The organism is Streptomyces sp. NPDC002809 (assembly GCF_040295435.1).
In the GTDB taxonomy this organism is placed as follows: Bacteria; Actinomycetota; Actinomycetes; order Streptomycetales; family Streptomycetaceae; genus Streptomyces.
The window spans coordinates 17172-30625 of the sequence record NZ_JBEOVJ010000060.1 but is presented as its reverse complement, the minus strand read 5'-3'; the positions used below and the strand labels follow the sequence as shown (position 1 = coordinate 30625).

Annotated in this window: 13 protein-coding genes; 6 read left to right on the top strand and 7 right to left on the bottom strand. The window is 71.1% G+C overall.

From position 1 onward, the window contains the following. Nucleotides 1-128: 128 nt before the first annotated feature. Nucleotides 129-1052: a LysR family transcriptional regulator gene (locus tag ABT025_RS28280; protein ID WP_351000307.1), complete on the bottom strand. Its 924-nt coding sequence runs from the start codon at nucleotides 1050-1052 to the stop codon at nucleotides 129-131. A 38-nt stretch (nucleotides 1053-1090) separates the two neighbouring features. Between ABT025_RS28280 and ABT025_RS28275 the strand changes: the two genes are divergently transcribed. Further along, on the top strand, nucleotides 1091-2218 hold the full coding sequence (locus tag ABT025_RS28275; protein WP_502972045.1) for a DMT family transporter: 1128 nt from the start codon (nucleotides 1091-1093) through the stop codon (nucleotides 2216-2218). 1 nt (nucleotide 2219) lies between these two features. Here the strand turns inward: ABT025_RS28275 and ABT025_RS28270 are convergent, their stop codons facing one another. After that, the gene (locus ABT025_RS28270) at nucleotides 2220-3551 is read right to left on the bottom strand and encodes an aminotransferase class I/II-fold pyridoxal phosphate-dependent enzyme (protein ID WP_351000301.1); all 1332 of its coding nucleotides are present in this window, start codon (nucleotides 3549-3551) and stop codon (nucleotides 2220-2222) included. 35 nt (nucleotides 3552-3586) lie between these two features. On the opposite strand from ABT025_RS28270, the gene ABT025_RS28265 reads away from it, so the two are divergent. Next, a complete protein-coding gene (locus ABT025_RS28265) occupies nucleotides 3587-4294 on the top strand; it encodes a pyridoxamine 5'-phosphate oxidase family protein (protein ID WP_351000299.1) in 708 nt (235 codons plus the stop codon). A gap of 55 nt (nucleotides 4295-4349) precedes the next feature. On the opposite strand, the gene ABT025_RS28260 is transcribed toward ABT025_RS28265, so the two are convergent. The 3 genes from ABT025_RS28260 to ABT025_RS28250 form a co-directional block, all read right to left on the bottom strand. Continuing rightward, complete coding sequence (locus tag ABT025_RS28260) at nucleotides 4350-5306, bottom strand: DMT family transporter (RefSeq protein ID WP_351000296.1); 957 nt, start codon at nucleotides 5304-5306, stop codon at nucleotides 4350-4352. Nucleotides 5307-5627: 321 nt separating this feature from the next. After that, nucleotides 5628-6632, bottom strand: a complete 1005-nt coding sequence (locus ABT025_RS28255) for an EamA family transporter (RefSeq protein WP_351000294.1) — start codon at nucleotides 6630-6632, stop codon at nucleotides 5628-5630. A gap of 732 nt (nucleotides 6633-7364) precedes the next feature. Beyond that, nucleotides 7365-7922: a Clp protease N-terminal domain-containing protein gene (locus ABT025_RS28250; protein ID WP_351000291.1), complete on the bottom strand. Its 558-nt coding sequence runs from the start codon at nucleotides 7920-7922 to the stop codon at nucleotides 7365-7367. A gap of 244 nt (nucleotides 7923-8166) precedes the next feature. Between ABT025_RS28250 and ABT025_RS28245 the strand changes: the two genes are divergently transcribed. Together ABT025_RS28245 and ABT025_RS28240 are read left to right on the top strand one after the other, a co-directional pair. Then, complete coding sequence (locus ABT025_RS28245) at nucleotides 8167-8361, top strand: hypothetical protein (RefSeq protein WP_351000288.1); 195 nt, start codon at nucleotides 8167-8169, stop codon at nucleotides 8359-8361. Nucleotides 8362-8439: 78 nt separating this feature from the next. Then, entirely contained in the window at nucleotides 8440-8871 is a 432-nt protein-coding gene (locus ABT025_RS28240; RefSeq protein WP_351000285.1) for a type II toxin-antitoxin system Rv0910 family toxin, read from the top strand. Between the two features lie 135 nt (nucleotides 8872-9006). Here the strand turns inward: ABT025_RS28240 and ABT025_RS28235 are convergent, their stop codons facing one another. Beyond that, on the bottom strand, nucleotides 9007-9639 hold the full coding sequence (locus ABT025_RS28235; RefSeq protein ID WP_351000282.1) for a PadR family transcriptional regulator: 633 nt from the start codon (nucleotides 9637-9639) through the stop codon (nucleotides 9007-9009). 166 nt (nucleotides 9640-9805) lie between these two features. Here ABT025_RS28235 and ABT025_RS28230 point away from each other — a divergent pair, with 166 nt between their 5' ends. Beyond that, nucleotides 9806-10627 (top strand): PhzF family phenazine biosynthesis protein, encoded by an 822-nt coding sequence (locus ABT025_RS28230; protein ID WP_351000279.1) that lies wholly within the window; start codon nucleotides 9806-9808, stop codon nucleotides 10625-10627. 64 nt (nucleotides 10628-10691) lie between these two features. Here ABT025_RS28230 and ABT025_RS28225 read toward each other — a convergent pair whose 3' ends face one another. Next, the gene (locus ABT025_RS28225) at nucleotides 10692-11471 is read right to left on the bottom strand and encodes a CPBP family intramembrane glutamic endopeptidase (RefSeq protein ID WP_351000276.1); all 780 of its coding nucleotides are present in this window, start codon (nucleotides 11469-11471) and stop codon (nucleotides 10692-10694) included. A 184-nt stretch (nucleotides 11472-11655) separates the two neighbouring features. Here ABT025_RS28225 and ABT025_RS28220 point away from each other — a divergent pair, with 184 nt between their 5' ends. Further along, nucleotides 11656-13443, top strand: coding sequence for a substrate-binding and VWA domain-containing protein (locus ABT025_RS28220; RefSeq protein WP_351000273.1), 1788 nt, complete (start codon nucleotides 11656-11658; stop codon nucleotides 13441-13443). Nucleotides 13444-13454 lie beyond the last annotated feature (11 nt).

Below are 13454 nucleotides of genomic sequence, written 5' to 3'. Positions count from 1 at the left end.
ACGACCGGGGCCAGCGGGTTTTCACCGCCTGCACGGCCCCAAGTCGCGCCACGGGCAGGCAAAGCACTCCGCCGAGGGAGACGACGTCTCCGGCCACGGAGCCCAATCCCATCGGGGCCGAGGAGAAGTCACGGGGTGTCGCACAACGGATCATCCAGCTCCCGCCCCGACTCCCGGAGCGCCGCGACCGCCGCCCTGATCGACGGACGCCGGTCCGCGTCCGCCCGCCACACCGCATGGACGTGCCGCCGCATCTTCTGCCGCACCGGCACCAGCCGCACCCCGTCGGGCACCGGCCCGCGGCCCAGCCGTGGCGCCACACAGACACCCATCCCCGCAGCGATCAGGGCGAGTTGGGTGTGGTGCTCGCCGGCGAGGTGGGCGATGCGGGGTTCGATCCCCTTGGAACGGAGGGTGAACATCAGCCAGTCGTAGCAGAATTCACCCTCGGGCCAGGACACCCAGTCGTCGTCGGCGAAGTCCTCCAGATCGACCTTGTCCCGATCCGCGAGCGGATGACCGGCCGGCATGGCGATGTCCGGTGCGTCGTCGAGAAGTTGCGCCCGGGCCAGACCGCCCGGCACCGGCAGCCGCTTGTTGCTCCAGTCCAGCACCACGGCGAGATCGAGGTCGCCTCTGAGTACCGCCCGGATTCCGTCTTCGGGCTCCAGCTCCTGTGTACGCACCCTGAGTTCGGGATGGTCGGCGCGCAGGGCGAGGAGCGTGGCCGGGAAGAGTCCGCGAGCCGCGGTGGGGAACGCGCCCAGCCGGATCTCGCCGACCACCTCGCCCCGTTGGGCTTCGATGTCGGACTGGGCGAGTTCGACCTGCGAGAGGATCCGGGCGGCATGGTCGGCGAGCAGCTGGCCCGCGTCGGTGAGCCGGATCCCGCGGCCGTTCCTGGCCAGTAGCTGCTGGCCCACTTCCCGCTCCAGCTTGGCCATCTGCTGAGAGACGGCGGACGTGGTGACGTGCAGCCCCTCCGCGGCGCCGCTGACCGAACCGAGCCGGGCCAGGGCATCCAGGGTTCGCAGGCGCTCCAGGTTCAACATGTAAGCAATGCTACGCGGACCACGACACAAAGTCTCACTTGTGCTACGAGATCGCATTGGTCATCGTTGACCTCATGAGCGCACCACCCGCACCGAGAAGCCCGGCTGCCGAGACCACCCCCGCACCGGGGACCGAGCAGACGTCCATGACCACCGCGCCCCCGGGAAGCAGGCACACCGCCCCGACGTCCCCTCTGGCCGATCCCGCCGGTCCCGCCGGCCGCTCCGGCCGCCCGGCGCTGGACTGGCGGCTGCGCTTCGCGGCGCTCTCGCTCATCTGGGGCTTCAGCTTCCTGCTGATCAAGGTCGGAACCGACGCTTACGCACCGTTCCAGGTCACGCTCGGCCGGCTGTTGTCGGGGACCGCGGTCCTGGCCGTGGCCATGGCGGTCAAGCGGGAACGACTGCCGCGGACCGCCCGCACCTGGGGCCATCTGGCCGTCGCAGCCTTCCTCCTCAACGCCCTGCCGTTCTCCCTGTTCGCCTACGCGGAACTGACCATCCCGTCGACCCTGGCCGGCATCTGCAACGCGACCTCACCCCTGTGGGGCATGGCGCTGTCCCTCGTCGCGCTCTCCGAGGACCGCCCGACCCGCCGCCGCGTCGCCGGACTGGGGCTCGGCTTCCTCGGCGTGCTCACCGTGCTGGGCGCCTGGCAGGGCTTCTCAGGCCTGGACTTCAGCGGTACCGCGATGGCACTCCTGGCCTCCCTCAGCTATCCGATCGGCTGGATCTACGTCCGCCGGACCCTTGCGGGCAATGGTTCGTCGGTCCTCTCCCTCACCGGCAGCCAGCTCTTCCTCGGTACGGTGCAGATCGCCCTGGTGACACCTCTGTTCACGTCGGCACCCGACGGATTCCCCCTGTGGCCCACCCTGGCCGTCGTCGCCCTGGGGGCCCTCGGAACGGGTCTCGCCGTACTGCTCCAGTACGGACTGGTCACCGAGGTCGGCCCGACGACCGCGCAGATGGTCACCTATTTCATCCCCGTGATCGCGACCGCCGCCGGAGTCGCCGTGCTCGGCGAGCAGTTGAGCTGGAACACCCCGGTCGGCGCCCTCGTCGTCCTGGCCGGGGCCGCGCTGACCCAGAGCAGGCCCCGCGCCGCCGAAGTGCCCACGCCGCCGGAGCCCACACCTGGACGGCGGCTCAAGGAGATGCCGTAGCTCATCCGTAGCTCAACGGGTTCGCGGGTCCCGCCGCTGCCGCCACCGCGTCGGCGAGCGGCCCGATGTCGGCGTCGGTGAGCGTCGACACCGTGATCCGGATCCCCTGAGGAGCGGTCATCCGGAAGCGGGCTCCGGGCGCCACCGCCCAGCCCGCGTGCAGCAGCCTCGCCACGGCCCCCGTCTCGTCGCTCACCGGAACCCATACGTTCATCCCGCTCCGTCCGTGCGCCTCGACACCCCGGTCCGCCAGTGCCCGGACAAGTGCATCCCGGCGCCGCGCGTACGCCCGCGCCACCTCTCGGGAGTCGACGGCGCCCGTCGTCCACAGGTGCACCACTGCCCGTTGCAGCAGCCGGCTGACCCAGCCGGGCCCAAGCCGCTGCCGGCCCGAGACCCGGTCGGCGGTGACGGCGTCCCCGGTCAGCACGGCGACCCGCAGATCCGGCCCGTACGCCTTGGCGACGGACCGCACGAACGCCCAGCGGTCCGTGGCGCCGGCCAGGGGGTGCAGCGGCAGGTCGACGATGGCGTGCCCGTGGTCGTCCTCGATCAGCAGTACGCCCCGGTAACCGGCTAGCACCGCCCTCAGTTCGGCCGCACGCCCGGCCCCGACCGCGGCTCCGGTCGGATTCTGCGCCCGGTCGGTGATGACGACCGCACGCGCACCCGCCCCGAGCGCGGCGTCGAGGGCGTCCGGCAGCGGCCCGTCGTCGTCGACGGCGACGGGGACCGGACGCATGCCCAATGCCGGGACGAGATCCAGCAGACCTCCCCAGCCGGGGTCCTCGACCGCGACCGCGTCGCCGGGCCTGAGATGTGCGACCAGCACCCTTTCGATCGCGTCCAACGAACCCGAGGTGGCGATCACCGGCCCGGCCGGAACACCGTCCGCGTCGAACCCGGCGCGGGCCAGCGCGGCGAACTCGGGGTCCACGGACACCTGCGCGTACATCCCCGGCGCCTTTGCGTACGCCTCGGTGACCGCGGCGAAGGCTTCACCCAGCGCGGGCAGCAGCGCCGGGTCGGGGTTCCCGTCCCCCAGGTCCCGCACACCTGGCGGCGCCTCCACCCGCACCGACCCGCGCGCGGTGCTCGCCGGCCGCGGCCGGACCCTGCTGCCCCTGCGCCCCGCCGTCTCGATCACACCCCGCTCCCGCAGGGTGCGATAGGCGGCCGCCACCGTATTGGGATTCACACTCAGCTGACTCGCCAACTCCCGCATGGGAGGCAGGACTTGTCCGGGTGCCAGCTCACCCGAACCGACCGCCCGCTCCACACTCGCGGCAATTTCCGACGCACGCCGCCCACTGATCCGATACTCTCCTAGCACAAAGAACAGTATGCACTAGTGCAATGGAGTAGGCAATGCCGGAGACCGAACCCCAGCAGACCACGGCCCCGGACCCCGAAGCCGCAACCGCAACCGCCTACGACCCGACCGGGCGCACGGTTCCGACCCGCTCCCGCGAACGGGCTTCGTACGACCGGGAACAGGTCCACTCGATACTCGACGAGGCGTACGTCTGCCACCTCGGCTTCGTACGGGACGGCGCGCCCGTCGTCCTTCCCACGCTCTTCGGCCGGGTCGGCGAGCGGCTCTACGTACACGGCTCGACCGGCTCCCGCCCACTGCGTGCGGCGGGCGGAAGCGACGAGGGACTGGCCGTGTGTCTGACAGTGACGCATGTCGACGGGCTGGTGCTGGCACGTTCCGCGTTCCACCACTCGCTCAACTACCGATCCGTGGTCGTTCACGGCGTGGCACGGACGGTGACCGACCCCGAGGAGCGACGCGTCGCCCTCGACGCGATCGTGGAGCAGGTCGTGCCCGGACGCTCCAAGGACTCACGGCCTGCCGACGACAAGGAGCTTGCGGCCACCGCCGTGATCCGGCTGGACCTGCGGGAGGTCTCCGCCAAGATCCGCACCGGTGGCCCGAACGACGACGAACGCGACCTCGCACTGCCCCACTGGGCGGGCGTCGTCCCCCTCGCCCCCGGCTACACCACACCGGTCCCCGCGGATGACCTCGACCCCTCGATCGCCGTCCCGGAGTACCTGAAGACGCTCTGAACCGGCCCGGGACGGCGGGGCCGTGCGACGGCCACCGCCCCGCCGCCCCTGCCGGTCACACGGAGACGGCCGCCTCCCGGCGGGCGAGCGCGGCGCCGCGCGTCTCCGCGGCGGCCAGCCCCACCACCGCCGTGAGCAGCAGCAGCGTCCCGGCGACCGTCGCCGGAGTGAGCCGCTCGTGCAGCACGACGACAGCGATGACCGCGGCGCTGACCGGTTCGAGCAGCATGATCACCGACACGGTGGCAGCCCGCACCGCCGCGGCGCCCGCGAAGTAGAGCGCGTAGGCGAGAGCGGTCGGGATCGCCGCGACGTACACGAGCAGCGTCACCACCTGCGCCGGGTGCTCCGTGTGCGCGACAAGCCCCTCACCGGCCGCCATCGGCAGCAGGACGGCCCCCGCGACTCCGAACGCCCAGGCGCTGGTGGCGAGCGGGTCCGCGCCACCGCCGTCACGGCCGAGCCAACGGGTGAGCAGGGTGATCGCGGCGTAGCCGGCCGCGGAGAGCAGGGCCAGCGCGACCCCAGCGGGCCGCACCGTCCCCGTGTCGCCTCCGAGCACCAGTACGGCGAGACCGGTCAGCGCTCCGGCGACCGCGGCGAGTCCGCCGAGCCCGAGCCGCTCCCCCATCGTCAGCCGGGCTCCCACGGCGATGAGGACCGGGCCCGCACCGAGCGTCACCACGGTGCCGACCGCCAGGCCGGTGGCCTGGACGGCCGCGAAGTACGCGGTCTGGAACACGGCGAGACCGATGCCGGTACCGAGAATGCGCAGCAGGCGCCGGCGGCGGGACTCGATGACGGCGGCTGCGCGGCCGGGCCGCAGCGCGAGCGCGGCGAGCAGGAGCACGAGGCCGCCCGCGCAGCGCCAGAACGACAGGCCGAGGGGGCCGAGATCGCTGGATTCGAAGAGCAGTGAGGCTGCGGCACCTGCCGTGCCCCAGGCCACTCCGGCGATGATCAGATAGCAAAGGCTCCGCCCGACGGGCAGGCCGGAAGCAGGATTCGACACGTGACTTCTCCAGAGGAGGACAGGAAGGTGGTCGCTCGGCTCCGCACGCGGGCAGCGACGAACCGCTCGGGGACTGCCCGAGCCCGGTCTTCGTCAGGTGTGGCTGCCCGCGCTAGGCGGCAGGCGGCGGAAGTACGGTCAGATGCATGATCGCCATCCTAAGGGCTGTCCCGTAGTCCCTGGCGGTCGCACGACGACAGCTACGGCACCTCGCCGCGTTGTCGGAACGCCCGGATACATCCAGCATGCGGACACCCCTCCGCCTTGCAATGCACCGCATCCGACGCCGCGCGCTGATCAACCCGGATTACGGGACGGCCCTCAGGAGGCGGCGCGACTCGCAGGCAACTCCGCCTCGACCGCCGTCCGCCCCTCGTTCGCCCCTGAGGCAACGGGGCCGGAGGGCGCCTTGGGCGTTGACGACTGAGCGATGAAGGCACCGGTCAGCACGAGCGCACCGCCGATGAGCTGCGGGGCGGCCAGATGCTCCCCGAGCAGCACCCACGCAAGCACGGTGGCGATGACGGCTTCCAGACAGGCGACGACGCCCGCCACCGCGGGCGAGAGCAGCCGCACCGAGATGACGCCGGTCACGTACGCGATGACGGTGGCGAGCAGCACGATCCAGACGAGGAGCAGCCAGGCGGGCACTTCCGCGCCGTTCATGGCGGTGTCGCCGCCGAGCACCGACCAGTCCATGCCCCACGGCCGCGCCACGACAGTGAGCACGGCGGCCCCGATCAGCAGGCCGTAGGCGATGACACCGACCGGATGCGGGGGCTCGGCGCCCTCGGCCGATTCGGCGCTGCCCTGATCGGAGAGGACGAAGTAGCCGACCTGACAGCAGGCGGCACCGAGGGCGAGCAGCAGCCCGACAGCATCGAAGCCCAGTCCGGCCCACACCTCGACCACACAGGCCAGACCACCCACCGCGAGGACGACGCCGACAGCGGCCGCCCTGGTCACCGGCCGACGCTGGACGAAGCGCACCCAGCCGAGGACGAGCGCCGGCGCCAGGTACTCGACGAGCAGCGCCACGCCCACCGGGATCCGGGAGATGGCCGCGAAGTAGCAGGCCTGGACGCCGGCGACGGCAAGGAGCCCGAATCCCAGCAGCAGCACGGGACGGCTGCGGACCAGGTCCCGGTGGCGCCACGCCACCGGCAGCATGACGAGCGCGGCGCCCGCCACCCGGAGCCACACCACGTGGAGCGGGTCGAGCCCCGCCTCGATGAGCGGCTTGGCCGCCACTCCGGAACCACCGAATGCGAAGGCCGAGGCGAGGGCGAGTCCCAGGCCGGCGCTTCTCCCCTGAGACGCGTGCATCGGCACATCATGACAGCTGACGTCAGGAGCGTCACCCCTGTGACGCCTGACGTGGGTAACACTCCGATGTCATTGGCGCCCCTGACACAAACGACCGGACGCCGACCCGCACCGTCCGACCGACCCGCACCGTCCGCCCCGGACCGGGCGGCTCTCTGCACGTAGGGCTCCCCGGCCGCCTCCGCGGCCGCGGCCGCACCGGCGACAGCCAGGGCGTCCACGTAGTCGCGTACGCGCGCGATCGGACCGTCGCCGACGTCGACGATCAGCAGTCCGGGGAGTGGCGTGGTCGCCCCCGCCCCCCGGCCCCCCGCACCCCCCGGCATCAGGGGACGGCGGGGCGCTGCTCGACCACCTGCCGCCCCCCCCTGAGCGTCAAACTCGGCGGACTGCCCAACGGCACTCCGGCGATGCTGCGCTCGACGCCCACCGACCCGGCGGCAGCGGATCACGCCCGCGAGGCACTCGACCGACAGATCACGGCATCGGCGGCGCGCTGGCGGCAGACGGAGGCGACAGGGGCCGACAGGGGCGACGGAGACGACAAAACAACGGGGGCGACGGGAGGCGGATCTGCGCGCCGCACTGATCGTCACCACGATGGCGGGCGTCGCCGTCGGCCATCAACTGCTCGGCCTCGCCCCTCTCCGGGACGCCCCCGCCGACCGCGTCGCCGCCCTGTTCCGCCCGGCTCCCGACGCGCTCGCGCAGCGACCGGACCGTATCCGGAAGTCACCCCTGGGAAGACGCCTCCACGATCCGGTCCTCGACCAGCGCCGCGTCGACGCCCGCCCGTTCCAGCACCTCGACGGCCCGGCACCTCCGGTCCGCGGTCAGCGCCACGAGCAGGTCGACACCGCCGGCTCTTTCGCGGCCGAGCGACCTCGCACGACGGTACGCACCCACCATCGCGGACGCCGCTGAGGGCGACCAGCCCTCGGCACCCGCGTCCGCCACCGGGAGTGCACCCGCACCCTCCACCACCGGGAGCGCACCCGAGTCCTCGACCGTCCCCTGCCAACGGAGCCCGTATCCGATGCTTCGCTGGACGAGGTATCCGAGCACCTTGGCCAACTGCGGGCCGCCGTCGAAGGCGGTGCGGACCTCGGGGTCCGACTCGATGAGGGAGTGCAGCAGATGAGCCGTGTCGATCTGCCGGTCCCCGTCCCGCAGGGCGCGCCTGCGGGCGGCCGTCACCACGGCGGCCAGCTCCGCAGTGAGGCCGGCGTCGAACTCAGCACGATGGTTCGGTGCGGGCTGCTGAGGGATCCGCGGCGTCCGGTTCTGCACCCTTCCACCCCATCATCCGAGACAGGCCCGAGCGTCCCCGGAGAGTCCCATTGCCGCATCCCACCCGAGTTGGGCACAGAGAAGCGAGGCCTCCTCCTTGCGGATGAGATCGCGCCACGCCAGGAACTATTTCCCGCTATCGGCGCGCGCCGCCTTGCTTCGCGCCCCCCGAGCAACCGAAAGCCTCCCCGCGGACGTCTCACAGGCCGGAGCACGGTTACGGCGGCGGGAGGGGGTGCCGGAGGTGAGCTGGCTCGTCTCGCTGCCGGCGCTCGACGGGTACGACTACGTCTACCGGGTCCACGCACCGCCCGACGCCCTGCGCGCGGATCTCTTCTGGGCAGCGTTCCACTGCCACGACGACGGACCGCACCCCCGCGCCTGCGACCGGTTCGACGCGGCCCTGATCTGGCGGACCGGACCGGCCCAGGAGATCTGACGCTTCATCAGTATTGAATGTTGTCGCCGCTGCGGCTACGTTCCGCGACACCGTAACCCGTCTAGAAGGGGTGGTCGCATGGCCGAAGTCAGTGCAGAGGCGCGCATCGAAGCACCCGCCGGGAAGGTCTGGGCCCAGCTGACCGACTTCAGCACGTACGGGGAGTGGAACGCCACCCACACAAGCTTCCCCAAAGGGGGCCCGGACACGCTCGAACTCGCGGGCACCTATGAGGAGAACATGAAGCTCATGGGGTTCCCCGCCGAGGTGACGTGGACGGTGTCGGAGCTGGAGAACGGGCGCCTGCTCACGACCACGGGAAAGGGGCCGATGGGCGTCAACCTGAAGATGAGCTACGTGCTGACGCCGGACGGGGAAGCCACCACGATCCGCATCGACGGCGAGTTCACCGGCGCAGCGGTCTCCCTGATGGCCGGCAAGCTGAAGGACTCCGCCACGGCGGCCCTCATCGAGTCGCTGCGCAAACTGGACGGACTGATCGTCGCCTGACCACCCACAGAACGGCGACCGCGCGCCGGTGACACACCGAAGGGCCCGGCAGCCCACCCGTGACACGCCGAAGGGCCCCGCAGCACTGCCGCGGGGCCCTTCGGCACACCTTCGCCCACTTCTTCCACCGTCGGCTCAGTTCTCGTCGGCGAGGATGAGGTAGAGCTTCTTGCGGGCGTCGTTGACAACCGCCAGCGCCTTCTCGCGCTGATCGGCCGACCCGGTCTTCCAGACCTGCCCGAACGCCTCCATCAAGCCGAAGCCGGCCTGCCGGATCTCGTTCACGCTCTCCCAGTCGACGCCGCGGCCGGCTTCCTCCCAGGGCGCGTCGGGTCCCGACTCCGCCTCGGCGCGGCCGGTGTCGGTGAGAGTGAAGAGCTTCTTGCCACCCTCGCTCTCACTGACGATCAGGCCCTCGTCCTCCAGCAGCTGAAGGGTCGGATAGACCGAGCCCGGGCTGGGCCGCCAGGCCCCGCCGCTGCGCTCGCCGATCTCCTGAATCATCTCGTAACCGTGCATCGGCCGGTCCTTCAGCAGCGCGAGGATCGACGCACGCACGTCACCGCGGCGCGCCCGTCCCCGACCGCCACCCCGGCCTCGTCCGCCACCGAAGGGACCGCCGCCGAAGGGGCCGCCACCGAAGGGCGGACCGAACTGGCCGAAGGCCGCCCGTCGCCCCTCGAAGTCGCCCCGCTCCGCCTGACCGGGCCCGTAGGGGCCTCGCCCACGCCCGTGACCGTGTCCGTGCTCATGTCCATGTGAACGCATGACCGTACTCCTTCTCGTAATGATCGTTGGTGTATCGCTGCACTATCGCGATGCCTCAACGATATATCGGTATCAGTCGCTTGGCAAACCCCTTCGCCGGATTTCCGAGCCGCCGACCCGGAATTGGCCTTGGCCTGCGGCTTTGCCGCACCCCTACCGTCGGACCATGAGGATTCGAATCGTCGACGCGTTCACCGACCGCCCCTTCTCCGGCAACCCCGCGGGTGTCCTCCTCCTGGGCCCGGAGGGGTTCCCCGATGACAGCCGGCTTCAGCAGATCGCCACGGAGCTGAACCTCTCCGAGACCGCGTTCGCCCACCCGCTGCCACCGGGCGGCGCCGCGGACTGGGCGCTGCGCTGGTTCACCCCGGCCACCGAGGTCGACATGTGCGGACATGCCACGCTCGCCACGGCCCACGTCCTGCACACCGCGTCGGTCGCGAGCGGAACGGTGCGGTTCGCCGCGCGGTGCGGGGTACTGACCTCGACCACGGCCCCGGACGGATCCATCTCGCTCGACTTCCCCACCGCGCCACTGACCCCGGAGACCCCGTCGCAGGGACTGGCCGCCGCCCTGGGCGCGGAGCCCGTGTCCGTGCACGGCACCGGCCCGCACGTCGGCGACCTGCTCGTGGAACTGACCGACGAGGCGGCCGTACGGGGGCTCTCGCCGGACTTCGCGGCACTGACCGCCCACTCGCGGCGCGGCGTCATCGCGACAGCGGCCGCCGCCTCGTCCGGATGCGGCTACGACTTCGTCTCCCGCGGCTTCTTCCCCGCCGTGGGCATCGACGAGGATCCGGTGACGGGCAGTGCCCACACCGCACTCGCGCCGTTCTGGTCGGCCAGGCTCGGCCGCGACGAGCTGACCGGCCTGCAGGCGTCCGCGCGGTCCGGACTGGTCCGCACGTCCCTGCGTGGCGACCGCACCCTGCTGACCGGCCGTGCGGTGACGGTCGTGGACGGCGAACTGCTCGTCACCCTGTGACGACGCCGGGAGGGGGTGTGCGGCCCGTCCGCACACCCCCTCCCGGCACACACGCCTCCCCCGCTCAGGGCGTCGGCAGCCAGCCCACCTTCCCGGCGAGCAGTGCGTAACCGACGAACGCGCCGATGTCGAGCAGGGCGTGCGCGGCGACCAGCGGCCCCACCCGCTGCCAGCGGCGGTACAGCAGCACGAAGACGACGCCCATCACCATGTTGCCGACGAAGCCGCCGACCCCCTGGTACAGGTGGTACGAGCCGCGCAGGACCGAACTGGCCACCAGTGCGGCCATCGGGGTCCACCCCAACTGCCCCAGCCTGCGCAGCAGATATCCGACGACGATCACTTCCTCCACCACGGAGTTCTGGATCGCCGACAGGATCAGCACCGGGAACTTCCACCACACGTCAGGCAGTGACTCGGGGACGACCGTGAGGTTGAAACCGGCTGCCCGGGCGACCAGATAGAAGGCCAGACCCGCACTGCCGATACCCGCCGCCACCACGACCCCGCGCCCGAGATCCGACCTCGGCGCGGTCCGGTCGAAGCCGATGGCCCGCAGCCCCGCGCCCTCCCTGATCAGCAGGTGCGCCACCAGGGCGACAGGCACCAGCGCCGTCGTGATCCCGAAGAGCTGCCAGGCGAGATCCAGCCATGGGCGTCCCGGCGCATAGGAACTGTTGAGAGTGGCCGCCTGATCCTTCAAACCCCCTGGTTTCGTCAGGGATCCGACAAAACTGATCAGGGCAGACACCCCGCTGGCGCCCAGCGAGAGAGCCAGCACCAACACCGTCTCGGACCGCAGAATCCGTCGTGAGACGGCCTCTTGAGGAAAAGAATCAGCCACTCGCCCCACCTCCACCTGTACACCTGCCCTCAGTTGTGCATTCACGTCCCATGCCCTTCTCCGCCCCGCTAGGGTCTCGAATGAAGGTACGAAGATCATGCGCGACAGGCCGGGGGACGAGCACCATTGCCGATGGTGTGGTCCCCCTTTTCCTTGTTCATCCTCAAGGAGGGGCACCACCGACATGGGACGTCACAGCTTGCCCGACGACTACGCCACGGACGGAAGCGGGGACCGTCCACCGCGCCGCCGTCGCACCGTGGCCATAGCCACCATGCTCGTTCTCGCCGTGGCCGCGGGAACGGCGGTCGCGGCACAGGGCGGCTTGCTGTCGTTCTCGAAGTCCTGCGAGGAAACCGCCGTACACCTGTCCATCATGGCCTCACCGGACATCGCTCCCGCCGTGCGTGCCGTCGCCGACAAGGCACGCGAGGACGATCTGAGATCCGACGGCCACTGTGTGGACGTGGACGTGGTGGCCCGCGACTCGTACAAGGTCGCGGACGCGCTCGCGCGCGGCACCCGTGCACCGGACTACCAGATGTGGCTCCCCGACTCCGATCTCTGGCTGAACCGGGCGAAGGGGAACGGGGACGCCATCCCGATCACCCCTGGCGATTCCGTCGCGTCCTCGCCCGTCACACTCGCCATGGTGCCCTCCGCCGCCAAGACTCTCGGCTGGCCGGAGAAGAAGTACTCCTGGGCCGAACTGACAGCCGCGGCCATGGAATCCGACAAGGTGCGCCTCGGCTCGGCCGACCCCGCTCGCAGCGCCACGGGTCTGCTCGCGCTGACGAGCATCGGCATCTCCTCCGACAAGCTCGGCGGAGACAGCGACACCAGAGCCGCGGCCACCGCCAAGCTGCTCGCCCAGCGGATGTCGGACGGCGACACCCAGGTCGTCGAGACCCTGCCCCAGGACAGTTCCGGCGCGGAGCAGGGCAACCCGGCACGCAACCAGGCGGTGCTGCTCTCCGAGCAGGCCGCGTTCGCCCACAACGCCGAGTCCGCGGACGGCGGCAAGCTCGACCTCTTCTACCCCAAGGACGGCGCCCCGCTCCTCAACTACCCGTTCACCCTGGTCAACGAGGAGGAGCAGACCACCGACCAGAGCCGGGCGGCGCTACGGTTCATGACGCTGCTGTCCGAGGAAGCCGCCCAGCGCACGCTGAAGGAGCACGGATTCCGCACGGTCGACGGCACGGCGGACGACAGCCTCGTCGCCTCGGCCGGCGGCAAGTCGCCCCAGCCGTACGCCACATCGCCCGGGACAGCGCCCTCGGACGAGACGCTGCAGGAGACTCTCGGCATGTGGACCATCACGGTGCAGAGCGCGCGGCTCACCACCGTCGTCGACGCCTCGGGGTCGATGGCCACGATCGTGCCGGGCCGCAACCAGTCCCGGATGGACGTCACCAAGGCCTCCCTGATCCAGGCGCTCAACCAGTTCACCCCCAACGACGAGATCGGGCTCTGGGAGTTCGCCACCCGGCTCGACGGCGACAAGGACTACCGCCGGCTGGTGACCACCGGCCGGCTCGGCGACCCGGCCAAGGGCGGCGGCACGCACCGCGAGAAGCTCGCCGCGGCGTTCGCCGCGCTGCAGCCCGTGCCCGACGGCGCGACAGGTCTGTACGACACCGCGCTGGCCGCCTTCAAGGAGGCACAGCGCACCTACGTGAAGGGCAAGTTCAACGCTGTCGTGATCCTCACGGACGGCTCGAACCAGGATGAGCAGTCCATCTCCCGCACCGCGCTGATCGCCGAGCTCAAGAGGATCACCGACCCGGAGCGCCCGGTACCGCTGCTCGCCATCGCCGTCGGCCCCGACGCCGACCGCGAAGAGGTGAACGAGATAGCGAAGGTGACCGGCGGCGGCGGATATCAGGTCAGCGACCCGGCGGAGATCCAGGCGGTGATCCTGCAGGCCGTCATGACCGCGGGACAGAGCGGTGGCGCAGCCGGAGAGTAGCGCGCACGGCC